Source organism: Pseudomonas tohonis (assembly GCF_012767755.2).
In the GTDB taxonomy this organism is placed as follows: Bacteria; Pseudomonadota; Gammaproteobacteria; order Pseudomonadales; family Pseudomonadaceae; genus Metapseudomonas; species Metapseudomonas tohonis.
The window spans coordinates 5,592,437-5,616,565 of record NZ_AP023189.1; the positions used below are offsets into that span (position 1 = coordinate 5,592,437).

Consider the following 24,129-nt stretch of genomic DNA (forward strand, 5'->3'; position numbering starts at 1 on the left):
GGCTGACAATGATCACCAGGCCAGCGGTGTTTCCTCGCCCTTCCAGAACAGCCAGCGCCGGCGTTCGTGGTGTTCGCCGGTGCCGATCTGCCACTCCGGACGGCCGACATCCAGGTCGATGATGGCGATGATCCCGGCGTAGCTGGAGGCCACCAGGGTGCGGCCATCGGCGGAGAGGTCGATGGCGCAGAGGGTCGAGCCGAGGAAGTGCTGCCAGACGGGGTTACCCGCCGCGTCGACGCAGCGCAGGTAGCCGTAGGCATCGCCGAGGATGAAGCGATCGCCCCGGGAGGCGCCGGCGTAGACCCGTGCGCCCGCCTCCACCAGCGTCACCCCGTCCACCTCCTCGTAGTAGTCCGAATCCAGCCCTGGCGCGCGGGCCAGGTCCACGGCGATGGTGCCGCCGTTGTAGAAATGACAGGCGTTGAAGGCGACGCTGCGGCCATCGCCGCTGAACAGCGCGAAGTGCGGGTACTCGCCATGGGGGCCGATGGCCGCGACCGGCTGCAGGTCGGCATCGAACAGGTGGTGACGTCCGTCCTGGGCGCCCACCGCGATCCACCGGCCATCGGCCGATACCGCGCCGTGCTCCATGCTCAGCCCCGTGGAATAGGGCGGGTCGTAGTCGGTGGCCTCGGCGTATTCCCGGAGCGATGCGTTGTCCGGGTACAGGCGGCGCGCGCCTTCCTGTTCCAGCACGAAGATGCCGGAGCCGCTCACCAGCAGCACCCGGCGGCCGTCCGGGAAGGGCTGCAGCCGCGTGGGGCGCGGCGTCTCGGCAAAGGCTTCCAGCTCCACGCCCTCGGGCGCGTCCTCATCGCCTCGCGGCCAGGGGCATCGCAGCACCACCGGGCCGTCCCAGCCATCACGCACTTCCACATCCGTTTCCCGCGCCAGCGCGTAGAAACGGCGGTTGGGGCAGGCCCCGAAGAAGGCCAGCCCCGGTACATCCTCGACCCGATCACCGACGATGCGCACCACCCGCCCCGGCTCCCAGGTGGCGCCGATGCGCGCGACGATGGAGCCATCATCGAGCAGCGCCAGCAGGGGGATCGCCTGGCCCTTCTCGTCGAGCACCTCGTTCAGCGGCGCATGGGCCGGCGGCCAGGTCGCCTGCAGCCCGTCCAGGCGGCCGCTGCGGTTGGCCTCGCGCAGCGCCTCCAGCAGCGCCGGGACCAGCTTCTCGCGCCCGGCGGAGCTGGGTTCGTCGCCCACGTTGTCCCAGCCCTCGCGCAGGCCCTTCTCGATATAGGCATTGATCGCGCGGGCATAGGCGATGGTCTGCCGCTGCCAGTGTTGCGATGCGTCTTCCTTGCTCATGTGCACCTCCTCGTGCGTGCGCTGGGTCACTGTTTTCGCCAGGCCCAGAAAAGCAGAAACCCGCTCGAAGGCGGGTTCCTGTGGATGGGTTCTTGCCGGATCAGCCCCGGGCGGCCTGGACCGCCTCGATGTAGGGCTCGGCCAGGCGCTGGTCCTTGATCAGGGCGATGAAGTCGTTGCCCTGGGCGTCCTTGGCCGCGAGGTCGTAGCCGGCCTCGAGGAAGAACTGCAGGAAACGCTCGAAGTCGTCGATGCGCAGGCCGCGGTAGGCCTTGACCAGCTTGTGCAGGGACGGCGGCGTGTCGTCGGCCGGCTCCACCTCGAGGAACAGCTTGATCGAGTCCTCGGTGATTTCTTCGCCGATCACCTGCTTCTTGTCTTTGCGCATCGCTCACTACTCTCTGGCCGGAACACACGGGGCCCGAAGTTTACCCCCGCAGGCCGACGCGGCTCAACGCAGGCGTACGGGCCCCTGGTGCAGGTCGGCCCAGACATGGCCATTGGGGTAGGCGGCGAACTGGCAGAACACCGCGCCGTTGCGCAGCAGGTCGAGCACCGCGCGGTACTGGGACTGTGGATAGTGCAGCGTCAGCTTGCGGGCGACCTCGTCGTAGGTCGCCTTCTTCAGGCTCTTGCCATCGACCTCGAAATCGATCTGCACGTCGACCGCCTCCGAGCCCTTGCCGACCGTCTTGCCTACGGGCGTGGCACGCAGCTGGATCAGCATCGGCGTGGTGATCGGGATCGGCTGCTGGTTGGACTGGCGCTGGTTGCCCAGGGTGACGCGGTAGCTGACCACCTTCAGCAGCAGCACCTGTTCGGGCTGCTCCTGGCGCAGGCCCTGCTCGTCCGGCGGCAGGAACTCGGCGTGCAATTGCGTGGCTGCGCCCTTGGGCGCCTCGCCCGGGGCGGCGGCCAGGGGCAGGCTGGCAGCGAGCAGGAGGACGGCGGCGAAACGGCTACGGCGAGACATCGGCAACTCCCGGTACGAACGAGCGCAGCACTCTAGCACGGGCTCCCGGCCCAAAGTCATTGGACTCAGGTCAAGGTGCCTGGCGCCGTGCAGCCCTTATACTCGGTGCCTTCCGCCGAGGAGCCCGCCATGTCATTGCCCCTGCCGCCCTTGTTCGCCGCCCTGCGCCAGAGCCTGCGCAGCGGTTATTCCTGGAGATCCCTGCGCAACGACCTCGGGGCCGGGCTGACGGTGGGCATAGTCGCCATCCCGCTGGCCATGGCCCTGGCCATCGCCGTTGGGGTCGCCCCGCAGCACGGCCTCTACACGGTGCTGGTGGCCGCCCCGCTGATCGCCCTCACCGGCGGCTCGCGCTTCAACGTCTCCGGCCCCACCGCCGCCTTCGTGGTCATCCTCCTGCCGATCACCCAGCAGTTCGGCCTCGGCGGCCTGCTGCTGTGCACCATGATGGCCGGGACGATCCTCATCGCCATGGGCCTGGCGCGCTTCGGCCGGTTGATCCAGTTCATCCCCTACCCGGTGACCCTGGGCTTCACCGCCGGCATCGGCATCGTCATCGCCACCCTGCAGGTCAAGGACCTGCTGGGCCTGCAGCTGGCGCACCCGCCGCAGAACTACGTCGAGCAGATCGGCCTGCTGGCCCGGGCGCTGCCCGGTGCGCACCTGGGCGATGCGCTGGTGGCCCTGGCCTGCCTGGGCGTCCTGCTGGCGTGGCCGCGCCTGGTGCCCAAGGTGCCGGGGCACCTGGTAGCCCTGGCGGTCGGCGCCCTGCTGGGCCTCGCCCTCGAACGCATGGGCCTGCCGGTGGCCACCCTGGGCGAACGCTTCACCTACGAACTGGACGGCGTGGTGCACCCGGGCATCCCGCCGTTGCTGCCGAGCTTCGCCTGGCCCTGGCAACTGCCAGGGGCCAGCGGCGCACCGCTGGTGCTGTCCTTCGAACTGGTGCGTCAGCTGCTCGCGCCGGCTTTCGCCATCGCCATGCTCGGTGCCATCGAATCGCTGCTCTGCGCCGTGGTTTCAGACGGCATGGCCGGCACCCGCCACGACCCCAACGCCGAGCTGCTGGGCCAGGGCCTGGGCAACCTGGTCGCCCCGCTGTTCGGCGGCATCACCGCCACCGCCGCCATCGCCCGCAGCGCCGCCAACGTGCGCGCCGGCGCAGTCTCGCCCATCGCGTCGGTGATCCACGCCGGCGTGGTGCTGCTGGCGATGCTCCTGCTCGCGCCGCTGTTCAGCTACCTGCCGATGGCGGCCCTCGCGGCATTGCTGCTGATGGTGGCGTGGAACATGAGCGAGGCGCGCCACGTCGCCCACACGCTGCGCATCGCCCCCCGCAACGACGTGCTGGTGCTGCTCACCTGCCTGGTGCTGACGGTGCTCTTCGACATGGTGCTGGCGGTCGGCGTCGGCCTGTTGCTGGCCGCCGGGCTGTTCATCAAGCGCATGAGCGACCTGACCGATGCCCTGCCGCTGCCGCCGCGCTTCCACCAGGCGCTGGACGGCCTGCCGGAACAGGTGATGCCCTACGTGATCCGGGGCCCGCTGTTCTTCGGCGTGGCGGAGAAGGCATTGAGCGTGCTGCGCCGGCTCAACCCGCAGGTGAAGGTGGTGATCGTCGAGATCAGCGCGGTGCCGCTGCTGGACATGACCGCCCTGGCAGCCATCGAGAATCTGTTGGCCGACTACCGCAGGCAGGGGATCGGCCTGGTCCTGGTGGGCACCACCTCGCGGGTGCGGCTGAAGCTGCGCCGCGCCGGCATCCTCCGCGAGGAAGGGCGCCTGGCCTATGTGCGCGACCTGGAGCAGGCGCGCGCCAAGGCCCTGCGCTGGCTGGAGCCTCAGTCGAACTGAGCGCGCATCCAGGCCAGGTAGTCGGGGGCGGCGGGCTCGCCTTCGCGTGGCGCCCAGGGTGCGAACTCAGCCTCGACGAGCGCGCGATAGGGGCCGGCCTTGCATTCGAAGAGCAGGCTGTCGGCCTCCAGCACCACCAGGGCGTGGAACTGCCCGGGCGGGAGATCGACACCGACGCATTCGCCGCCGGCAACCAGTTCACGGGTCGCCTCCAGGGTGCCGTCGTCGGCGAACAGCAGCAGGCCCAGGCGGCCCTTCAGCACCAGCAAGGTCTCGGCCTTGTCGGCAGAAAGATGGCGATGGGGCGCCAGGTAGGTGCCGGGCTGCAGTCCCACCGCCATTCGGTGGCAGGGCTCTTCCATCGCGTGGAAGTTGTGGTGCAGCCGCTGGCGCGGGCTGGCCGCGGCCCCTGCGGCCAGTTCGGCGAACAGCGACTGGTCGAGGAAGCGCGCGGCCACGGGTTCAGAGCCCCTTGACGGCGAAGATGCCGGCGGCGTTGCGCCAGTAGCCCTTGTAGTCCATGCCGTAGCCGAAGATGTAGCGATCCACGCAGGGCAGGCCCACGTAGTCGGCCTTCAGGTCCGGGCGGGCCTTGCGGTCGTGGGTCTTGTCGATCAGCACGGCGGTGTGCACGTGGGCGGCGCCGGCGTGCTTGCAGAAGTCGATGATGGCGGCGAGGGTGTGCCCTTCGTCGAGGATGTCGTCGATGATCAGCACGTCGCGGTCGATGAAGGAGATCTCCGGCTTGGCCTTCCAGAACAGCTCGCCGCCGCTGGTTTCGTTGCGGTAGCGGGTGGCGTGCAGGTAGGACAGCTCCAGCGGGAAGTTCAGCTTCGGCAGCAGCTTGCCGGCGAAGATCAGGCCGCCGTTCATCACGCAGAAGACCACGGGGTTGCGCTCGGCCAGCTCGCCATTGATGGCGCCGGCGATCTGGTCGATGGCGGCTTCGACCTGGGCATCAGTGTACAGGCAGTCGGCTTCGGCCATTACCTGGCGGATGTGGGCGAGATCGGCGGGCATGGCTTTTCCTCTGTTTTTGAGCGGCGTTGGCCCTGGCTTCCCGTGGGAAGTTGATCGGGGCGTCAAGATAAAAGTCGGCAAAGGTACTCATCCGCCTGTCCGGGAGCAAGTCCCGCCGGACGAGTGTCGAGGATAGTTTGTCGCAGCCCCGCAGGCCTCGTCACTCAACGCCCTGAAGGTCGCGCGACCGGCCAGTCAGTCACGACATGGCACGGGCAATGCTTTAATCTAACGCAATTTTTTTGCCAGCCCGCCGGAGTAACACCCCATGCCTATCCGAGAGATCCGCCACCCGCTGATCCGCCACAAAATCGGCCTGATGCGCCGCGCCGACATCAGCACGAAGAACTTCCGCGAACTGGCCCAGGAAGTGGGCGCCCTGCTCACCTATGAAGCGACCAACGACCTGCCCCTGGAAAACTACGAGATCCAGGGCTGGGCGGGCCCGGTGCAGGTCGAGAAGATCGCCGGCAAGAAGATCACCGTGGTGCCGATCCTGCGCGCCGGCATCGGCATGCTCGACGGCGTGCTCAGCCTGATCCCCGGCGCCAAGGTCAGCGCGGTGGGCGTGGCCCGCAACGAGGAAACGCTCGAGGCGCACACCTACCTGGAGAAGCTGGCCCCCGAGATCGACGAGCGCCTGGCGCTGATCATCGACCCGATGCTGGCCACCGGCGGTTCCCTGGTCGCCACCATCGAGCTGCTCAAGCGCGCCGGTTGCAAGGAGATCCGCGCCATGGTGCTGGTGGCGGCACCCGAAGGCATCAAGGTGGTCAACGACGCCCACCCCGACGTGATGATCTTCACCGCCTCGATCGACGAGAAGCTCAACGAACACGGCTACATCATCCCGGGCCTGGGCGATGCCGGTGACAAGATCTTCGGCACCAAGCAGAAGGACACCTGATCCATGAGCGACGACTACAACGATCCGCTCTGGCGCCAGGTGCTGTCCGGCGCGCAGATGCTCTTCGTGGCCTTCGGCGCCCTGGTGCTGATGCCGCTGATCACCGGCCTGGACCCGAACGTGGCGCTGTTCACCGCCGGTGTCGGCACCCTGCTGTTCCAGCTGGTGACCGGGCGCCAGGTGCCGGTGTTCCTGGCATCGAGCTTCGCCTTCATCACCCCCATCATCCTCGCCAAGGGCCAGTTCGGCCTGGCGGCGACCATGGGCGGCGTGGTGGCGGCGGGCTTCGTCTATACCTTCCTGGGCCTCGCGGTGAAGATCAAAGGCACCGGCTTCATCGACCGCCTGCTGCCCCCGGTGGTGATCGGCCCGGTGATCATCTCCATCGGCCTGGCCATGGCCCCCATCGCCGCCAACATGGCCATGGGCAAGGCCGGTGACGGCACCGAGCTGATCCCCTACGCCACCGCCATGTGGATCTCCATGCCCGCGCTGCTGACCACCCTGGTGGTGGCGGTGTTCGGCAAGGGCATCTTCCGCCTGGTGCCGATCATCTCCGGCGTGCTGGTGGGCTTCGCCCTGTCGTTCTGGTTCGGCGTGGTCGACACCACCCGGATCGTCGCCGCGCCCTGGCTGGAGCTGCCGGCCTTCACCGCCCCCGAGTTCAACTGGCAGGCCATCCTGTTCATCGTCCCCGTGGCCCTGGCTCCGGCCATCGAGCACATCGGCGGCGTGATCGCCGTGGGCAGCGTCACCGGCAAGAACTACCTGAAGACCCCGGGCCTGCACCGCACCCTCCTGGGCGACGGCCTGGCCACCTCGGCCGCCGGCCTGTTCGGCGGCCCGCCCAACACCACCTACGCCGAAGTCACGGGCGCGGTGATGCTGACCAAGAACTACAACCCGAAGATCATGACCTGGGCGGCGGTGTTCGCCATCGGCCTGGCCTTCATCGGCAAGTTCGGCGCCATCCTGCAGAGCATCCCGGTACCGGTGATGGGCGGCATCCTCTGCCTGCTGTTCGGCTCCATCGCCGCCGTGGGCATGAACACCATGATCCGCCACAAGGTCGACCTGGCCGAGGCGCGCAACCTGGTGATCGTCTCGGTGACCCTGGTGTTCGGCATCGGCGGCGTGCTGATCGGCACCGGCACCGGCCCGGACGACTTCGGCCTCAAGGGCATCGCCCTCTGCGCCATCGTCGCCATCGCCCTCAACCTGATCCTTCCCGGCCACGATGCCTGGAAGCACAAGGCGGCGGACGACGCGCCGGACATCTGAGTTCCACGCCAATAAAAAGCCCCGCAATCGCGGGGCTTTTTCATGGGAGCCGATCAGGCATCCGCCAGCTTGGCTGCCGGCACCGGGCTCGGCGCCACCCAGTGCTTCAGGCGCTCGACGCTCTCGCGGTACGGCTTGAGGCCCACCCACAGCAGCACCACCGAACTGAACACCGCCAGCGAGGTGACGATCAGCAGCGAATAGCGCAGCGCCTTGTCGTCGGCGAACACATAGTCGGTGACCAGCGCCACGGCGGTGGGGCCGAGGCCCAGGCCGATCAGGGTGATGACGAACAGGTAGATGGCCGAGGCCTGGCCGCGCATGGAGTTGGGCATGATTTCCTGGATCGCCGCCGGCGCCACGCCGAAGGGCATGCTGAGGAAGAACACGGTCGGCGCCATCAGCACGGTCACCCAGTTGTCGTTGTCCAGCAGCGGGAACACCAGCACCAGCGGCAGCGCGCCGAGAGCGGCGATGAGCCCGACCCGCATATTGGCGTCGCAGCGCCCGCGCTTGGCCATGCGGTCCGCCAGGCGACCGCCGAAGACGATGCCGAGGCAGCCGAACACCGCGACGATGCTGCCGTAGACCACGCCCACATGGCCGGCATCCCAGCCGTAGGTGCGGATGAAGAAGGTGGGGATCCACGCCGCGCTGCCGTAGCCGGCGAAGGCCAGCCCGGCGAAGCCGAAGTTGTGGCAGAGCACGGTGCGGCGGTTGGCGCGGATGTAGCGCCCCACTTCCGCGAAGGGCACCGCGACACCGGCCCCGACGCCGCGCCGCGCCGGCTCGCGCACCGCCAGCATGAGCAGGGTGAAGAGCACGCCGGCACCGCCGAGGATGAGGAAGATCAGCTGCCAGGGGCGCACATCCCCCAGCAGCGGCAAGTGCACCTCGCCCTGGGCGGAGGCGAACTTGATCACCAGCCCGCCCAGCAGGAAGGCCAGGCCCGAGCCGAGGTAGACGCCCATGGAATAGACGCTGATGGCGGTGGCGCGGCGCTCCTGGGGGAAGCTGTCGGCGATCAGCGAATAGGCCGCCGGCGACAGCGCCGCCTCGCCCACGCCCACGCCGATGCGGCAGACGAGGAACTGCCAGTACAGCTTGGCCATGCCGCAGGCGGCGGTGGCGGCGCTCCAGAACAGCACGCCGATGGCGATCAGACCGCGGCGACTGCGGGTATCGGCCAGGCGCCCGAGGGGGATGCCGCAGACGGTGTAGAACAGCGCGAAGGACAGGCCCATCAACAGGCTCATCTGCGTGTCGCTGATGACCAGGTCGCGACGGATGGGCTCGACCAGCAGGTTGAGGATCTGCCGATCGATGAATGACAGCACGTAGGCCACCATCAGGATGGCGACGGTGGTCCAGGCTCGCAGGCCCGAGGGATAGCCATTGTTGTTGTTCTGCATGGGCTCTCCTCGGCGCCGCCGGTGCGGCGCACGACGGTGGAAGGAGCGCCCAGCTTAGGTGCAGACGAGATGGGGCAGCGGCCTTATAGGCCAGGCGAATGCCCGGGCTGTCCCCGGGCTGATGCTCAGAGCAGGCGCTGGGCCTTGCCGGAAAGGCTGGCCAGGGCCTCGGCCCATTGCGGGTGGTCGTTCATGCAGGGCACCAGCACCAGGTCCTCGCCGCCAGCGGCGATGAACTGCTCGCGACCGCGATCGCCGATCTCCTCCAGGGTCTCGATGCAGTCGGCGACGAAGGCCGGGCACATCACCAGCAGTTTCTTCACCCCCTGGGCCGCCAGTTCGTCGAGGCGGGTTTCGGTGTAGGGTTCGATCCACTTGGCGCGCCCCAGGCGCGACTGGAAGGACACCGACCACTGCCCCGGCTGCAACCCCAGGCGCGCGGCGAAGCCTTCGCTGGTGCGGTAGCACTGGGCGCGGTAGCAGCGGGCGAGCACCTGGCCCTCGGCACGCTGGCAGCAGTCCGCGCCCTTCAGGCAGTGGCTGCCACTGGTGTCGGCCTTGTGCAGGTGGCGCTCGGGCAGCCCGTGGTAGCTCATCAAGAGGTGATCGAAGCCCTGCTCCAGGTGCGGGCGGGCGCTGGCCGCCAGGGCATCGAGGTACTCGGGCTGGTCGTAGAAGGGGTCGAGCACCTGCACCTGAAGCTTGAGGCCGTGGGCGGCGATGACCCGGCGCGTCTCCTGCTCGACGGTGGTGGTGGTGCTGTCGGCGAACTGCGGGTACAGCGGTGCCAGCGTCACGCGCCTGACACCCTGGCGCACAAGTTCCTGCAGGGTGTTCTCGATGGAGGGCTCGCCGTAGCGCATCGCCAGGGCCACCGGCCCGTGGGGCCAGAACGGCTGGGTGGCGGCCTGCAGGCGGCGGCTGAGAGCGACCAGCGGCGAGCCTTCGGGCCACCAGATGGAGGCGTAGGCATGGGCCGACTGCGCCGGGCGCTTGATCAGGATCAGCGAGACCAGCAGGCGACGCAGCGGCCACGGCAGGTCGATGACGTAGGGGTCCATGAGGAACTGGTTGAGGTAGCGACGCACGTCCTCCACCGAGGTGGACGACGGAGAACCCAGGTTGGCGAGCAGCAGCGCGTGATCAGTCATGCAACGTCCTTAGGCCTCAGCACATCGGCGAGCGCCGTATCCAGATCGGTGAAACGAAAGGTGAATCCCGCCTCCAGCAAACGCGTCGGCAAGGCGCGCTGGCCACCCAGCAGGAGGATCGACATCTCCCCCAGCAACAGGCGCAGGGCGAAAGCCGGGGCCGGCAGAAAGGCCGGCCGACCGAGCGCGCGGCCCAGGCTGCGGGTGAAGTCACGATTGCGCGCGGGGTGCGGAGCGCACGCATTATAGGGACCGCTGGCCCCCTCCTGATGCAAAAGAAAATCCATCGCGGCGATTTGATCCTGCAGGTGGATCCACGGCATCCACTGGCGGCCACTGCCCAGGCGCCCGCCCAGGCCGAGGCGGAAGGGCCGGAGCATGTCCCGCAGGAAGCCATCGCGCTCGGCGAGCACCAGGCCGGTGCGCAGCAGCACCACGCGGATGCCCAATGCCTCGGCACGTTGCGCCGTCTCCTCCCAGGCGATGCACAGGGCGCTGGCGAAATCGCCGTTGCCGGGAGCCGAATCCTCGCGCACCTCGCGCTCGCCGGCATCGCCATACCAGCCCACCGCCGAGCCGGACAACAGCAGCGCCGGGCGTTGCTCGCGGGTCTCGAGCCAGGCCAGCAGGCGCTCGGTGAAGGCGACCCGGCTGTCGAGGATCTTCGCCTTGCGGGCGCGGGTCCAGAGCCCTCCGGCCACCGGCTCGCCGGCCATGTTGACCAGGGCGTCCAACGGGCCGTCACCATAGTCATGGACACTGCCGATGGCTCGCACCGCGGGCCCGCACAGCCCGGCCACCCGCTGCGGCGTGCGGCTGAGCACGGTGACCTGGTGGCCCCGCCCGCTCCACAGCCGGCAGAGCTCGCGACCGATCAGGCCAGTACCGCCGGTCAGCAATATGTGCATGGCATCCTCCTCGCATAGTGCTAAGTGGAGATATCGCCCTAGTCTGAATCAAGACAGGGCACGGGTTGAGTCCGCCATGGTCACACCTTTATGAGCGGCACTCGAATTGGAACCGATAGCCCTGTACAACGCAACAAAAGTGTATAGGTTTATCGAACACCTGATCAGCAGTCGCCACAGCACAAGGTAAAGAGGTAACCATGAGCACTCCCATCGCCATCATCGGAACCGGCCTCGCGGGCCTTTCCGCCGCCCAGGCGCTGCATGCCGCCGGGCACGCCGTGCAGCTCTTCGACAAGAGCCGCGGCAGTGGCGGTCGTATGGCCAGCAAGCGCAGCGACGCCGGTTCGCTCGACCTCGGCGCGCAGTATTTCACCGCCCGCGACCGCCGCTTCACCGAAGTCGTCCAGCAATGGCGCGACCGCGGCTGGGTCGCCGAATGGACGCCCACCCTGTACAACTTCCGCAACGGCGGCCTCACGCCCTCGCCGGACGAGCAGGTGCGCTGGGTCGGCACGCCGCGCATGAGCGCCATCACCCGCGCCCTGCTCGGCGCCTTGCCGGTCAACTTCGCCTGCCGCATCACCGAGGTCTTCCGTGGCGAGCAGCACTGGGGCCTGCAGGATGCCGAGGGGCAGAGCCACGGGCCCTTCAGCCACGTCATCATCGCCACCCCCGCGCCCCAGGCCACGGCCCTGCTGGCAGCGGCCCCCAAGCTCGCCGGCGCCGCCGCCAGCGTCGCCATGGAGCCCACCTGGGCCGTCGCGCTGGCCTTCGAGCGGCCGCTGGATACCCCGGTGGAAGGCTGCTTCGTCCAGGACAGCCCGCTGGACTGGCTGGCCCGCAACCGCACCAAGCCCGGTCGCGAGACCACTCTCGACACCTGGGTGCTGCACGCCAGCAGCGCGTGGAGCAAGCAGCACCTGGACCTGCCCAAGGAGGCGGTGATCGAGGAACTGCATGGCGCCTTCGCCGAACTCATCGGCTGCGCGGTGCCGGCCCCCGTGTTCAGCCTGGCCCACCGCTGGCTCTATGCACGGCCGGCCCAAGGCCACGAATGGGGCGCACTGGCCGATGCCGACTTGGGCCTCTACGCCTGCGGCGACTGGTGCAGTTCCGGCCGTGTGGAAGGTGCCTGGCTGAGCGGGCAGGAAGCCGCGCGGCGCCTGATCGAACACCTCGGTAGATAGCCCCCCGCGCCAGGCCGAACACCCCGGGGCCTGGCGCACATCCCCCCTTCCCAACCCCTCCCCTGGCCCTGGCCGACTCCGATCCCTCGCAAAAACCTGTACACGGCATTTGACTTGTACAACTACATGCCTAAGATGGAATTACCTGTACAGAAATATCGCTTTGTACAAGAAAAAATCCGAGGCCCTCTTCATGTCACAGGACGCCCCTGCACACCCCAAGCCCCGGCTCGGCATCAGCGCCTGCCTTCTCGGCGAGCCGGTGCGGTTCAATGGCGGTCACAAGGAGTCCCGCCTGTGCAGCCGCACCCTGGCCCGCTATTTCGACTTCGTGCCGGTCTGCCCGGAAGTCGCCATCGGCCTGGGCACGCCGCGCGAGGCCATTCGCCTGGTCGGTGATCCGGCGATGCCGCGCGCCGTCAACCGCGACGGCTCGCGTGACCTGAGCGAGCCGCTGACCGCCTACGGCGAGCGCATGGCCGGGGAACTGGACGACCTGTGCGGCTACATCTTCATGCAGAAGTCCCCCTCCTGCGGGCTGCACCGCGTGAAGGTCTACCAGGCCAATGGCATCCCTGCCGAGGAAGGCGGGCGCGGCCTGTTCACCGAGGCGTTCTGCAAGCGCCACCCGGAGCTGCCGGTGGAAGAGGAAGGCCGCCTCTGCGACCCGGTGCTGCGGGAGAACTTCCTCACCCGCGTATTCGCCTGCGCGCGCTGGCGGGCGCTCTGCGCCAGCGGCCTGACCCGTCGCGGCATCCTCGAATTCCATGCCCGCTACAAGTACCAGCTGATGGCCCACGACCCGCAGCAGTACCACGCCCTCGGCCGCCTGCTGGGCGATATCGGCAAGCACGCGCCGGAGAAATTCGGCCCGCCCTACTTCCGCCAGCTCATGGCCGCCCTGGCCCGCTGCGCCACCCGGGGCACCCACAGCAACGTGCTGCAGCACATCAGCGGCTACCTGAAGGGCAGCCTGGGCCGGGACGAGAAGGCCGAAATGCAGCGCCTGATCGAGCAGTACCGCAACGGCATCGTGCCGCTGGTGGTGCCGCTGACCCTGCTCAAGCATCACTTCGCCCGCCATCCGGATCCCTACATCGCGCAGCAGGCCTACCTGCAGCCGCACCCCGAAGACCTCAGCCTGCGCAACGCCATCTAGCCATGGACGAACACGACGACACCCCACTCGACGGCGATTTCCAGGAAGCCCTGGCCCGCGGCCTGCTGCCCATCCGCGACGTATCGCGACTCACCGGCGTCAACCCGGTGACCCTGCGCGCCTGGGAGCGCCGCTACGGCCTGGTGCTGCCCCAGCGCACCGCCAAGGGCCACCGCCTCTATGCGCCCGAGCACGTGGCGCGCATCCGCGCGGTGCTCACCTGGCTCGACCGCGGCGTCCCCGTGGGCCAGGTGAAAGGCCTGCTGCGTGGTGGCCAGCATGCCGCCCTGGCCCCCTCGTCGCTGTGGGACGAGCAGCGCCACCAGTTGCTGGAAGCCATCGCCGCCCTGGCCGAACGGCGCCTCGACGAACGCTTCAACGCAGCGCTATCGATCTACCCGCCGCTCACCCTCTGCCTGCAGTTGCTGCTGCCCTTGCTCGAGACGCTGGAAGAGCGCTGGCGCGATGCCTACGGCGCGCGCCTGGAGCGGGTGTTCTTCAACGCCTGGCTGCGCAGCAAGCTGGGGGCCCGCATCTACCACAACAACCGCCAGCATGGCGGTGCCCCGCTGCTGCTGCTGAACCCCTGCGAGCACCCCATGGCGCCCGGCCTGTGGCTGAGCGCCTGGCTGGCGAGCAACGCCGGTTGCGCCGTGGAGGTACTGGAATGGCCGATACCACCGGCCGAGCTGCCCCTGGCCGTCGCCCGCCTCGAACCCCGCGCCCTGCTGCTCTATGCCGAGCAGGCCCTGAACGGCACCAGCCTGGCCCGCCTGCTGGCCGACCCCGGTTGCCCGCTGGTGCTGGCCGGGCCCGCCGTGCACATCCATCAGCGCGAGCTGGAGGAGCTGGCCAGCCAGGGCATCCGCCCCCATCTCGCCGACGACCCGGTCGCGGCCCTGCAAACCCTGACCAGCCTCGGACTGCTGGGCAGGCATGAGGATCTTCCATGCGCCAATTGATGTGGTTCCGTTGCGACCTTCGCGTTCAGGACAACACCGCCTTGTCCGCCGCGATGGCAGCCGGGCCGACCCTCGCTCTCTACCTGATCACGCCCGGGCAGTGGCTGGAACACGACGACGCCCCCGCCAAGGTGGACTTCTGGTTGCGCAACCTCGTCGCGCTCCAGGCCGAGCTGGCACGCCTGAACGTGCCGTTGCTGGTGCGCCACGCCGAGCACTGGGACCAGGCCGCGGAAGCCGTCGCCCGCCTCTGTCATGAACACCAGGTCGGCGCCGTCCACGTCAACGAGGAGTACGGCATCCACGAGAGCGCCCGCGACGCGGCGGTGAAGGCGCGGCTGCAGGCGGACGACGTGCGCCTGCGCAGCCACCTCGACCAGCTGCTGTTCAAGCCCGGCAGCGTGCTGACCAAGAGCGACGGCTACTTCCAGGTCTTCAGCCAGTTCCGCAAGGTCTGCTATGCACGGCTGCACGCCGCCCTGCCCGCCTGTGCGCCGGCGCCCGCCGTGCAGGCCCCGCTGGAGATCGAGGGCGACGCGATCCCCGCATCGGTCCAGGGCTTCGCCACCCCCGCCACCCCACTGCTGGCACTCTGGCCGGCCGGCGAGGCACATGCCCTCCAGCGCCTCGAAGCCTTCACCGACCAGCAGATCGAGCACTACCAGGACCAACGCGACTTCCCCGCCCGCCCCGGCACCAGCCAGCTGTCGCCCTACCTCGCCGCAGGCGTGCTGTCGCCGCGCCAATGCCTGCATGCCGCGCTGCGCAGCAACCAGGGCGAGTTCGAATCGGGCAACGCCGGCGCCGTCACCTGGATCAACGAGCTGCTCTGGCGCGAGTTCTACAAGCACATCCTGGTGGGCTACCCGCGCGTCAGCCGGCATCGCGCCTTCCGCCCCGAAACCGAGGCGCTGCGCTGGCGCGACGCACCGGAGGAGCTGCACGCCTGGCAGCAGGGGCGTACCGGCATCCCCATCGTCGACGCGGCGATGCGCCAGTTGCTGGCCACCGGCTGGATGCACAACCGCCTGCGCATGGTGGTGGCCATGTTCCTCACCAAGAACCTGCTGATCGACTGGCGCGAGGGCGAGCGCTGGTTCATGCGTCACCTGATCGACGGCGACCTGGCCGCCAACAATGGCGGCTGGCAGTGGAGCGCCTCCACCGGCACCGACGCAGCGCCCTACTTCCGCATCTTCAACCCGGTCAGCCAGTCCCAGCGCTTCGACCCGCAAGGCGTGTTCATCCGCCAATGGGTGCCGGAGCTGGCCGGCCTGGACGCCAGGGACATCCACGACCCGGCCGCCCGTGGCGGGCTGTTCCTGCCGGCAGGTTATCCACAGCCCATGGTCGACCTCTCCTCCAGCCGCGACCGTGCCATCGCCGCCTTCCGCAACCTGCCCAAGGTGGCCGCATGAGCGCCTTCCTGCACCGCTTCGCCGAGGACTTCGCCCGCCTGGATCGCGACAACCTCGCGCTGCTCGACACGCTGTACAGCGAGGACGCGCAGTTCACCGACCCGCTGCACCATGTCGAAGGCCTGCCCGCCATCCGCCAGTACTTCGCCGGGCTCTACGAGAACGTCAGCGACCTGAGTTTCCGCTTCCATGGCCACGACCCGGTCGGCGAGGGCGAAGGCTACCTGCGCTGGACCATGACCTACCGCCACCCGCGCCTGGACGGTGGCCGCCCCATCGCGGTCGAGGGCTGCTCGCACCTGCGCTGGGGCGAGCGGGTGCATTACCACCGCGACTACTTCGATGCCGGCGCGCTGCTCTACGAGCATGTGCCACTGCTGCGCGGCGCCATCGCGCTGCTCAAGAGGCGACTGGGATGAACACGACCCGACGTATCTGGCTGACCGGCGCCAGCAGCGGGATCGGCGCCGAACTGGCCGAACTGCTGCTCCGGGACGGGCACCGGCTCGCCCTCAGCGCCCGCCGCAGTGGCCCCCTGGAAACCCTGCAGCAACGCTTCCCCGAGCAGGTGCTGCTGGTGCCGGGCGACCTGACCGACGCCGCCCAGGTCACCGCCATGGGCGAACGCATCGCCCGGCACTGGGGCGCGCTGGACTGCGCGATCCTCAACGCCGGTACCTGCGAATACCTGGAGGCCGGGCAGTTCGACGCCGACCTGGTCGAGCGCGTGGTAGCGGCCAACCTGCTCGCCCCGGCGCGCTGCATCGAGGCCGCCCTGCCCCTGCTGCGCAAGGGCGAACGGCCGCACCTGGTCGGCGTGGTCAGCGCCGTCACCCACTTCGCCCTGCCGCGCGCCGAAGCCTATGGTGCCTCCAAGGCCGGCTTGCGCTACCTGCTGGAATCCCTGCGCGTGGACCTGGCCCACGAAGGCCTCGACGTCACGCTGGTCAGCCCAGGCTTCGTCGACACGCCGCTGACCCAGCGCAATGACTTCCCCATGCCCATGCGCTGGTCGACGCAACGCGCCGCGCACCACATCGTCCGGCGGCTCGAGCAGCGGCCGCTGGAAATCGCCTTCCCGGGCCCCTTCATCCTCGCCCTGCGCCTGCTCGCCCGGCTGCCGGCGCGGATGCGCCTGGCCCTGGGCCGACGCCTGGCCCGTAACGGAGCTCCCCAATGAAAGTCGCCATCATCGGCAGCGGCATTTCCGGTCTCACCTGCGCCTGGTTGCTGGCCCGCCAGCACGACATCCAGCTGTTCGAAGCCAGTGACTGGATCGGCGGCCACACCCACACGGTGGACGTGCACCTGCACGGGCGTGACTACGCCGTGGACACCGGCTTCATCGTCTTCAACGACTGGACCTACCCCAACTTCATCCGCCTGATGGAGCGCCTGGGCGTGGCCAGCCAACCCACCGAGATGAGCTTCTCGGTGCACGACCCGGCCAGCGGCCTGGAGTACAACGGCAACAACCTCAACAGCCTCTTCGCCCAGCGGCGCAACCTGCTCTCGCCGGGCTTCTGGGGCATGCTGCGGGAGATCCTGCGCTTCAACCACGACGCCCAGGCGGACCTCGACGCGGGCCGCATCAACCCCGCCATCACCCTCGGCGACTACCTGCGCCTGGGCGGTTATGGCGAGCGCTTCCGCGATCACTACCTGGTGCCGATGGGGGCGGCGATCTGGTCCATGCCGCTGGAAGACATGCTGGCCTTCCCGCTGCAGTTCTTCGTGCGCTTCTTCAAGAACCACGGCCTGCTCTCGGTCAACGACCGCCCGCAATGGCGGGTGATCAGCGGGGGCTCGCGCAGCTACGTGGCGCCACTGACGGCCAGCTTCGCCGACCGCATCCGCCTGTCCTGCCCGGTGACCCGGGTCGAGCGCGACGCCGAGGGCGTGACCCTGCACAGCGCCGCCGGCAGCGAGCGCTTCGACAAGGTGGTATTCGCCTGCCACAGCGACCAGGCACTGGCCCTGCTGGCCCAGCCGAGCGCGACCGAGGCCGAGGTGCTGGGCGCCCTGCCCTATGCCGACAACGAGGTGGTGCTGCACACCGACACGCGCCTGCTGCCGAGCCGGCCACTGGCCTGGGCCAGCTGGAACTACCGCCTGGGCGGCCCCCGCCAGCGCCCGGCGGCCGTGACCTACAACATGAACATCCTCCAGGGCATCCAGGCGCCGGAGACCTTCTGCGTCAGCCTCAACCAAGGCGAGGCCATCGACCCCGCGCGCGTCCTCGCCCGCTTCAGCTACGCCCATCCACAGTTCAGCCTCGAGGGCGTCCGCGCCCAGGCGCGCTGGGAGGAGATCAACGCCAAGCAGCACAGCTACTTCTGCGGTGCCTACTGGGGCAACGGCTTCCACGAGGATGGCGTGGTCAGCGCCCTGCGCGTGGCCCGCGAGTTCGGGGAGTCCCTGTGAACAGCGCCCTCTACAGCGGCTGGGTCAGGCACCGGCGGCACGAGCCCCGGGCCCACGCCTTCCGCTACCGCATCGGCCTGCTGTACCTGGACCTGGACGAACAGGAGCAGGTGCTCGGCCTCTCTCCGCTCGCCGGAACGGGGCGTTTCGCGCCCTTCGCCTTTCGCGAGCGCGACTTCCTGCCGCAGTTCACCCGCTCCGGCATGCGCCTCGCCGAGGCCGTGCGCCAGCGCGTCGGCGAGGCCCTGGGGCGGCGCCCCGAAGGCGCAATCCGCCTGCTGGCCCAGGCGCGCAGCTGGGGGCTGGCCTTCAACCCGGCGACCTTTTTCTACTGCCATGACGCCGAGGGACGGCTGATGGCGATCCTCTGCGAGGTCACCAATACGCCCTGGCGCGAGCGTTACCACTACGTGGTGCCGGCGCAGGGCGAGGGGCACCAGCGGGTGCGGGTCGACAAGGCCTTCCATGTCTCGCCCTTCCTGCCCCGCGAGCTGGAGTACCGCATGGCTTTCAGCCCGGTGGGCCAGCGCCTGGCGGTGCACATGGAGGACTGGCAGGGCGAGACGCGACTGTTCGACGCGACCCTCGACCTGGAGCGCTGCGAGCTCGACCGCGCCAGCCTGCACCGCTACCTCGCCACCTTTCCCTGGATGACGGCCAAGACCGTCCTGGGCATCTATTGGCAGGCCCTGCGCCTGCTGCTCAAACGCCTGCCACTGTTCTCCCACCAGGCGGCAGACGGCGCCTACCGCGTCGCCACCACGCATTCGAAGGAGCGTATCCATGAAGAGCCATAGCCTCGGCGTCAAGCCGGGCCTGTTCAGCAATACCGGCCTGGCCGGCGGTCTGTTGCGCCGACTGGTGCTGGCCCAGCTGGAGCGCCTGCGCCACGGCCAGCTGACGATCCTGGAAGATGGCGAGGAGCGGGTCTACGGCGACGCACAGGCCGAGCTCCGGGCGCGTATCGAGGTGCAGGACCCGGCTGTCTGGCCGCTGGTGGCGGCCAACGGCTCCATCGGCTCGGGCGAGGCGTACATCCATGGCTACTGGACGACGCCGGACCTCACCGCAGTGATCCGCGTGTTCGTCGCCAACCTCGATGTGCTCGACGGCATGGAGCGCGGCCTGGCATCGCTGGGGCGCCCGCTGGTGCAGGGCCTGCACTGGCTCAACCGCAACACCCGGGCCGGCTCGCGGCGCAACATCGCCGCCCACTACGACCTGGGCAACGACCTGTTCGAGCAGATGCTCGACCCGACCATGATGTATTCCGCCGCGCAGTTCGCCAGCCCCGACCAGGGCCTGGAGCAGGCCCAGCTGAACAAGCTCGCGCGCATCTGCCGCAAGCTCGAACTCAAGCCCGACGACCACCTGCTGGAGATCGGCACCGGCTGGGGCAGCATGGCGCTCTACGCCGCCACCCACCATGGCTGCCGGGTGACCACCACCACGCTGTCCCGCGAGCAGTACGAATACACCTGCCGGCGCATTGAGGAACAGGGCCTGCAGTCGCGGGTCACCGTCCTGCTGCAGGACTACCGCGACCTCGATGGGCGCTTCGACAAGCTGGTCTCGATCGAGATGGTCGAGGCCGTCGGCCATCGCTTCCTGCCCACCTACTTCAGCCAGTGCGCGCGCCTGCTGAAAGACGACGGGCTGATGCTGCTGCAGGCCATCACCATGCGCGACCAGCGCTACGAGCAAGCCCGGCGCAGCGTCGACTTCATCCAGCGCTACATCTTCCCCGGCGGCGCCCTGCCCTCGGTGCAGAAGATGCTGGAGGTGATCACCCGCGACAGCGACATGAACCTGCTGCACATGGAGGACTTCGGCCTGCACTACGCGCGCACCCTGCGCCACTGGCACGACAACCTGCGCGCGGCGCGGGGCCGCCTGGAACAGCTGGGCTACGACGAGACCTTCTACCGGCTCTGGGAGTTCTACCTGTGCTACTGCGAGGGCGGTTTCCTGGAGCGCGCCATCGGCACCGCCCAGTTGCTGCTCGCCAAGCCGGGCGCCCGTCCCTCCCCGCTGCTCGGCCAATTGGATGCCTAGGCGCCTGGCCAATGCGGTGCTGTTCCAGGCGGGCTGGTTCGCCTGCCTGTTCGCCGCCGACCAGCCACTCCTGCTGCTGGTGGCGCCGGCGATCCTGGCGCTGCATTTCCTCTGCATCGGCAGCTGGGCCGAGGACGGGCGCGTGGTGATCGCGGTGGCGTTGCTCGGCAGCCTGCTGGACTGCCTGCTGCTCAACCTGGGGCTCTTCGACTTCGGCCATGGCGGGCGCCTGATCCCGCCCTGGCTGGCGCTGCTCTGGGCGCTGCTGGGCACCACGCTGAACCACTGCCTGGCCTGGACCGCGCGCCCCGTGTGGCTCGCCGCCCTGCTGGGCGCCATCGCCGGGCCCTTGTCGTACCTGGCTGGCGCTCGCCTGGCGGGGGTCGGCCTGCCGTTCGGCACCCTGCCCAGCCTGCTGGTGCTGGCCCTGATCTGGGCGGCGCTGCTGCCGTCGTTGCACCAGCTGGCCAGGCGACTGAGACGCCCCGCGCCGGGCAACTGATCGGCCGGCCCCCCGTGCCGGGCGCCTTTGCCGTAGACTGCGCGCCCATGAATTCCTCGCACATCCCCCTCAGGCAATTGCCTGCCACCCCCGCTGTCACCTGCTCCACCTGCGCCGCCTGCTGCTGCCAGCTGGAGGTGATGCTGATCACCGACACCGGCGTGCCCGAACGCTTCATCGAGACGGATGAGTGGGGCGGCGACGTCATGGCGCGCCTGGACGACGGCTGGTGCGCCGCGCTGGACCGCGACACCATGCTTTGCAGCATCTACGAGAACCGCCCGCTGATCTGCCGCGAATTCGAGATGGGCGAGGCCGATTGCCTGGAAGAACGCCGGGGCATCGACAGCGCCTATGGGCGCGCGGTCTGACCGGCACCTGGCACCTGGGATGGCTCCGGGCTGAAGCCCGGGCTACGCAAATGACGCGAAAGCGACAGGTCGTCGAGACCGCATCGCGAATGAATTCGCCCCCACAAACATCGCTCCTGGCACCGCTGGGCGAATGAATTCGCCCCTACGGAAATGCCACCCGGCGATTTATCCACAAGCATAAAAAAACCGGGCGCCAGGCCCGGTTCTTCGTGTCGCTCGCGCTTAGAAGGAAACGCGGTAGTGCAGGCTGTAGGCCTCTACCCCATCGTTCGGCTGCTTGATGCCGGCGTTGGAGTAGTGGATGGCACGGATGCCGACTTCCTGGTTGCTGAAGCGCAGGCCGGCGCCGATGCGGTCTTCGAACTGGAAGGAGGAGCCCAGCTCGTTGTTCTCCAGTTCGGTGTTGGCGAACAGGGCGACGCCGATACCGGCTTCGACATAGGGCTTCACGGTTTCGCCGGCGAATTCGTAGACGAATACCGGGGCGAAGGAAATGCTGTGGTTGCTGGAGGTCTCGTCGCCATCCCAGTAGGTGTAGCCCGCATCCCAGTAGCCGGTCAGTCGACCCACGTCGGTCTGGAACCAGCTGCTGGAGAAATCGAACTGGGTAGCGAGGCGGTAGACCATGGTCGATTCGCCAGTCTGACCAACATCGAGAGAAACATCCGCAGCCTGCGCCGCGACACTCTGCCCTACGCAAACGGCCGCAATCGCGACCATAGAGAACAGTTTCTTCATGGAAACTTCCTTATTCAGACTTAATCGACAGTTTAAAACGTACGAATTGGAGCGATTATAGATACGTTTGGACTAAGAGAAAGACGGCTACCAGCAAGTTCAAGGTTTTTTTAAAAGCCGAGATCCGCCACGCAAACAGCCTCGTCACCCCAGAGTTTCGGCAGCACATTCTGCAGTGCCGAAGGCTCTCCACTGCTCCAGAAACGACAGCCTTGCGCCGGCCCGCGCGCCAGCAGTCCGCGCGCCTCGAGCAGCCGTTGCAGCTGCCGCGCCACGGCCGCGCCGGTGTCCACCAGGCGCACCGACTCGGGCACCATGCCGGCCAGCAACGGGCGCAGGAAGGGGTAATGGGTACAGCCGAGGATCAGCGTGTCGCAGCCCTCGGCCAGCAGCGGCTGCACGTAGCTCCAGAGCAGCGCACGGGTCGCCTCGCCATCCAGCTCACCCGCCTCGATGCGTTCCACCAGGCCCGGGCAGGGCTGGGTGACCACGCGCACGTCATTGGCGAAGCGATCGAGCAGGGCGGCGAACTTGGCGCTCTTGAGGGTGCCGGTGGTGGCCAGCACGCCTACCACGCCGGAACGGGTGGCGGCGGCGGCGGGCTTCACCGCCGGCTCCATGCCGACGATGGGCAGCTGTGGATAACGCTCCCGCAGGTCCGCGACCGCGGCCACGGTGGCGGTGTTGCACGCCAGCACCAGGGCCTTGGCGCCCTGCTCCAGCAGGAAGCGGGTGATCGCCAAGCTGCGCTCGCGAATGAACTCCTGGCTCTTCTCGCCGTAGGGGATATGGCCACTGTCGGCCACGTACATCAGGGATTCACTCGGCAGCAACGCGCGGATTTCGCGCAGCACCGACAGGCCGCCGACGCCGGAGTCGAAGACGCCGACGGGAGCCTGGTCAGGCATGCGCGTTCCCGCAGACGCTACAGCCCGGGTCGCGCTTGACCCGCAGTTCGCGGAAGCGGCCGCCGAGGGCGTCCACCAGCAGCAGGCGGCCGACCAGGGGCTCGCCGAAACCGGCCAGCAGCTTGAGCGCTTCGAGGGCCTGCAGGCTGCCGACCAGCCCCACCAGCGGGCCGACCACACCGGCTTCGCTGCAGGTCAGCTCGGCTTCGCTGCCATGGCCGTAGAGGCAGTGGTAGCAGGGGCTGTCGTCGCGGCGCGGGTCGAACACCGAGAGCTGGCCTTCGAGGCGGATCGCAGCGCCGGACACCAGCGGCTTGCGCGCGGCCACGCAGGCGGCGTTGACCGCCTCGCGAGTGCCGAAGTTGTCGGTGCAGTCGAGCACCAGGTCCACGGCTGCGACGGCCTCGGCCAGGGAGTCGACGTCCAGCGCGGCTCGGTGCGGCACCAGGCGCACCTCGGGGTTGAGCGCGGCGAGGCGGGCCATGGCCGAGTCGACCTTGAGCTGCCCGACGCCGTGGCTGTCGTGGATGATCTGGCGCTGCAGGTTAGTCAGGTCGACGCTGTCGAAATCCGCCAGGTGCAGTTCGCCGACGCCAGCGGCAGCCAGGTAGAGAGCGACGGGCGAACCGAGGCCGCCGACGCCGACTATCAGTACGCGAGCCGCCTTCAGGCGCAGTTGGCCGTCGACGTCGATCTGCGGCAGGAGGATCTGCCGGCTGTAACGCAGGAGTTCTTCGTCGCTCAGCATGGCAGCCGCCCCAGGCTGATGCGATCGTGGCCGCCGAGGTCGCGGCGGCTTTCCACCGCCTCGAAGCCCTGGCGGGCCAGCAGTTCGCGCACGGCGGCGGCCTGGTCGTAGCCGTGCTCCAGCAGCAGCCAGCCACCGGCATTCAGGTGAGCGGGTGCCGCGCTGACGATCAGGCGGATGTCGTCCAGCCCGTCGGCGCCGGAGACCAGGGCGCTGGAGGGTTCGAAGCGCACATCGCCCTCGTCCAGGTGCGGGTCGCGGGCGGCGATGTAGGGCGGGTTGCTGACGATGAGGTCGAAGCGCTCGGCGCCCAGGGTGGAGAACCAGTGGCTCTCGCGGAATTCGACGTTGTCCAGCTGGAGCCGCACGCGGTTGCGTTCGGCCAGGGCCACGGCGTCGTCGATACGGTCGACGCCGATCAGGCGCCAGAGCGGGCGCTCGCAGGCCAGCGCCAGGACGATGGCACCGCTGCCGGTGCCGAGGTCGAGCACGCGGGCGGGGGCCGCCGGCACCAAGGCCAGGGCGGTTTCCACCAGCAGCTCGGTATCGGGACGGGGGATCAGGGTGTGCGGAGCGACTTCCAGGTCCAGGCTCCAGAAGCCCTGGCGACCGAGGATATAGGCGACCGGCTCGCCGTTGCGGCGGCGCGCAAGGTAGCTCGCGTAGAGCTCGGCAGCCTCACCGCTGACCACGCGCTCGGGCCAGGTGTGGAGGAAGCTGCGCGGCTTGCCCAGGGCGGCGGCGAGCAGCAGCTCGGCGTCCAGGCGGGCGCTTGGCGAGTCCGGCAGGCGGGCCTCGCTGAGCAGGCTGGCGATGATGGTCACG

The 24,129-nt window shown here is 68.7% G+C and carries 26 protein-coding genes; 14 read left to right on the top strand and 12 right to left on the bottom strand.

Translation table 11 applies throughout. From position 1 onward, the window contains the following. Window positions 1–12: 12 nt before the first annotated feature. The 3 genes from HSX14_RS25705 to HSX14_RS25715 all read right to left on the bottom strand — a co-directional run bounded on the left by HSX14_RS25705 (window position 13) and on the right by HSX14_RS25715 (window position 2,293). Window positions 13–1,320 (bottom strand): WD40 repeat domain-containing protein, encoded by a 1,308-nt coding sequence (locus HSX14_RS25705; RefSeq protein ID WP_173172589.1) that lies wholly within the window; start codon window positions 1,318–1,320, stop codon window positions 13–15. Between the two features lie 100 nt (window positions 1,321–1,420). Then, window positions 1,421–1,708, bottom strand: a complete 288-nt coding sequence (locus tag HSX14_RS25710) for a PA4642 family protein (RefSeq protein ID WP_111260964.1) — start codon at window positions 1,706–1,708, stop codon at window positions 1,421–1,423. 63 nt (window positions 1,709–1,771) lie between these two features. Then, window positions 1,772–2,293, bottom strand: coding sequence for a hypothetical protein (locus HSX14_RS25715; RefSeq protein ID WP_173172587.1), 522 nt, complete (start codon window positions 2,291–2,293; stop codon window positions 1,772–1,774). Between the two features lie 129 nt (window positions 2,294–2,422). Between HSX14_RS25715 and dauA the strand changes: the two genes are divergently transcribed. After that, a complete protein-coding gene (gene dauA, locus HSX14_RS25720; protein WP_173172585.1) occupies window positions 2,423–4,147 on the top strand; it encodes a C4-dicarboxylic acid transporter DauA in 1,725 nt (574 codons plus the stop codon). On the opposite strand, the gene HSX14_RS25725 is transcribed toward dauA, so the two are convergent. Together HSX14_RS25725 and HSX14_RS25730 are read right to left on the bottom strand one after the other, a co-directional pair. Continuing rightward, entirely contained in the window at window positions 4,135–4,605 is a 471-nt protein-coding gene (locus HSX14_RS25725) for a WbuC family cupin fold metalloprotein (RefSeq protein ID WP_173172583.1), read from the bottom strand. The two genes, dauA and HSX14_RS25725, sit on opposite strands and share 13 nt — an antisense overlap. A 4-nt stretch (window positions 4,606–4,609) precedes the next feature. Next, entirely contained in the window at window positions 4,610–5,167 is a 558-nt protein-coding gene (locus HSX14_RS25730) for a hypoxanthine-guanine phosphoribosyltransferase (protein ID WP_173172581.1), read from the bottom strand. A gap of 268 nt (window positions 5,168–5,435) precedes the next feature. Here HSX14_RS25730 and upp point away from each other — a divergent pair, with 268 nt between their 5' ends. Next, the gene (upp, locus tag HSX14_RS25735) at window positions 5,436–6,074 is read left to right on the top strand and encodes a uracil phosphoribosyltransferase (protein ID WP_021222254.1); all 639 of its coding nucleotides are present in this window, start codon (window positions 5,436–5,438) and stop codon (window positions 6,072–6,074) included. Between the two features lie 3 nt (window positions 6,075–6,077). Further along, window positions 6,078–7,355: a uracil-xanthine permease family protein gene (locus HSX14_RS25740; RefSeq protein WP_173172580.1), complete on the top strand. Its 1,278-nt coding sequence runs from the start codon at window positions 6,078–6,080 to the stop codon at window positions 7,353–7,355. A 53-nt stretch (window positions 7,356–7,408) separates the two neighbouring features. Here HSX14_RS25740 and HSX14_RS25745 read toward each other — a convergent pair whose 3' ends face one another. The 3 genes from HSX14_RS25745 to HSX14_RS25755 form a co-directional block, all read right to left on the bottom strand. Then, on the bottom strand, window positions 7,409–8,767 hold the full coding sequence (locus HSX14_RS25745) for a spinster family MFS transporter (protein WP_173172578.1): 1,359 nt from the start codon (window positions 8,765–8,767) through the stop codon (window positions 7,409–7,411). Window positions 8,768–8,892: 125 nt separating this feature from the next. Next, a complete protein-coding gene (gene hemH / locus HSX14_RS25750) occupies window positions 8,893–9,918 on the bottom strand; it encodes a ferrochelatase (protein ID WP_173172576.1) in 1,026 nt (341 codons plus the stop codon). Beyond that, entirely contained in the window at window positions 9,915–10,826 is a 912-nt protein-coding gene (locus HSX14_RS25755) for a TIGR01777 family oxidoreductase (protein WP_173172574.1), read from the bottom strand. The genes hemH and HSX14_RS25755 overlap by 4 nt, the downstream gene beginning before the upstream one ends. Before the next feature lie 200 nt (window positions 10,827–11,026). On the opposite strand from HSX14_RS25755, the gene HSX14_RS25760 reads away from it, so the two are divergent. The 11 genes from HSX14_RS25760 (at window position 11,027) to HSX14_RS25810 (ending at window position 20,907) form a co-directional block, all read left to right on the top strand. Further along, window positions 11,027–12,016 (top strand): NAD(P)/FAD-dependent oxidoreductase, encoded by a 990-nt coding sequence (locus HSX14_RS25760; protein ID WP_173172572.1) that lies wholly within the window; start codon window positions 11,027–11,029, stop codon window positions 12,014–12,016. A gap of 193 nt (window positions 12,017–12,209) precedes the next feature. After that, window positions 12,210–13,175, top strand: a complete 966-nt coding sequence (locus tag HSX14_RS25765) for a YbgA family protein (RefSeq protein ID WP_173172570.1) — start codon at window positions 12,210–12,212, stop codon at window positions 13,173–13,175. Window positions 13,176–13,177: 2 nt separating this feature from the next. Continuing rightward, window positions 13,178–14,137, top strand: a complete 960-nt coding sequence (locus HSX14_RS25770; protein ID WP_173172568.1) for a MerR family transcriptional regulator — start codon at window positions 13,178–13,180, stop codon at window positions 14,135–14,137. Continuing rightward, window positions 14,125–15,555 (top strand): deoxyribodipyrimidine photo-lyase, encoded by a 1,431-nt coding sequence (gene phrB, locus HSX14_RS25775; RefSeq protein ID WP_173172566.1) that lies wholly within the window; start codon window positions 14,125–14,127, stop codon window positions 15,553–15,555. Before HSX14_RS25770 ends, phrB begins: the two co-directional genes overlap by 13 nt. After that, the gene (locus HSX14_RS25780; protein WP_173172564.1) at window positions 15,552–15,974 is read left to right on the top strand and encodes a nuclear transport factor 2 family protein; all 423 of its coding nucleotides are present in this window, start codon (window positions 15,552–15,554) and stop codon (window positions 15,972–15,974) included. The genes phrB and HSX14_RS25780 overlap by 4 nt, the downstream gene beginning before the upstream one ends. Continuing rightward, the gene (locus HSX14_RS25785; protein WP_173172562.1) at window positions 15,971–16,735 is read left to right on the top strand and encodes an SDR family NAD(P)-dependent oxidoreductase; all 765 of its coding nucleotides are present in this window, start codon (window positions 15,971–15,973) and stop codon (window positions 16,733–16,735) included. The genes HSX14_RS25780 and HSX14_RS25785 overlap by 4 nt, the downstream gene beginning before the upstream one ends. Then, on the top strand, window positions 16,732–17,979 hold the full coding sequence (locus HSX14_RS25790; RefSeq protein WP_173172560.1) for an NAD(P)/FAD-dependent oxidoreductase: 1,248 nt from the start codon (window positions 16,732–16,734) through the stop codon (window positions 17,977–17,979). Before HSX14_RS25785 ends, HSX14_RS25790 begins: the two co-directional genes overlap by 4 nt. Continuing rightward, complete coding sequence (locus HSX14_RS25795; protein ID WP_173172559.1) at window positions 17,976–18,776, top strand: DUF1365 domain-containing protein; 801 nt, start codon at window positions 17,976–17,978, stop codon at window positions 18,774–18,776. The genes HSX14_RS25790 and HSX14_RS25795 overlap by 4 nt, the downstream gene beginning before the upstream one ends. Continuing rightward, window positions 18,763–20,034 (top strand): SAM-dependent methyltransferase, encoded by a 1,272-nt coding sequence (locus tag HSX14_RS25800; protein WP_173172557.1) that lies wholly within the window; start codon window positions 18,763–18,765, stop codon window positions 20,032–20,034. The genes HSX14_RS25795 and HSX14_RS25800 overlap by 14 nt, the downstream gene beginning before the upstream one ends. Further along, window positions 20,027–20,536 (top strand): DUF2878 domain-containing protein, encoded by a 510-nt coding sequence (locus tag HSX14_RS25805; RefSeq protein WP_173172555.1) that lies wholly within the window; start codon window positions 20,027–20,029, stop codon window positions 20,534–20,536. Before HSX14_RS25800 ends, HSX14_RS25805 begins: the two co-directional genes overlap by 8 nt. A 47-nt stretch (window positions 20,537–20,583) precedes the next feature. Next, a complete protein-coding gene (locus tag HSX14_RS25810) occupies window positions 20,584–20,907 on the top strand; it encodes a YkgJ family cysteine cluster protein (RefSeq protein ID WP_111260982.1) in 324 nt (107 codons plus the stop codon). Between the two features lie 225 nt (window positions 20,908–21,132). Here the strand turns inward: HSX14_RS25810 and HSX14_RS25815 are convergent, their stop codons facing one another. The 4 genes from HSX14_RS25815 to prmC all read right to left on the bottom strand — a co-directional run bounded on the left by HSX14_RS25815 (window position 21,133) and on the right by prmC (window position 24,128). Beyond that, entirely contained in the window at window positions 21,133–21,648 is a 516-nt protein-coding gene (locus tag HSX14_RS25815; protein WP_173172553.1) for an acyloxyacyl hydrolase, read from the bottom strand. A 110-nt stretch (window positions 21,649–21,758) separates the two neighbouring features. Further along, window positions 21,759–22,556, bottom strand: a complete 798-nt coding sequence (gene murI / locus HSX14_RS25820; RefSeq protein ID WP_173172551.1) for a glutamate racemase — start codon at window positions 22,554–22,556, stop codon at window positions 21,759–21,761. Next, window positions 22,549–23,304, bottom strand: coding sequence for a molybdopterin-synthase adenylyltransferase MoeB (locus tag HSX14_RS25825; RefSeq protein WP_173172549.1), 756 nt, complete (start codon window positions 23,302–23,304; stop codon window positions 22,549–22,551). The genes murI and HSX14_RS25825 overlap by 8 nt, the downstream gene beginning before the upstream one ends. Further along, the gene (gene prmC, locus HSX14_RS25830; RefSeq protein WP_173172547.1) at window positions 23,298–24,128 is read right to left on the bottom strand and encodes a peptide chain release factor N(5)-glutamine methyltransferase; all 831 of its coding nucleotides are present in this window, start codon (window positions 24,126–24,128) and stop codon (window positions 23,298–23,300) included. The genes HSX14_RS25825 and prmC overlap by 7 nt, the downstream gene beginning before the upstream one ends. Between the last annotated feature and the right edge of the window lies 1 nt (window position 24,129).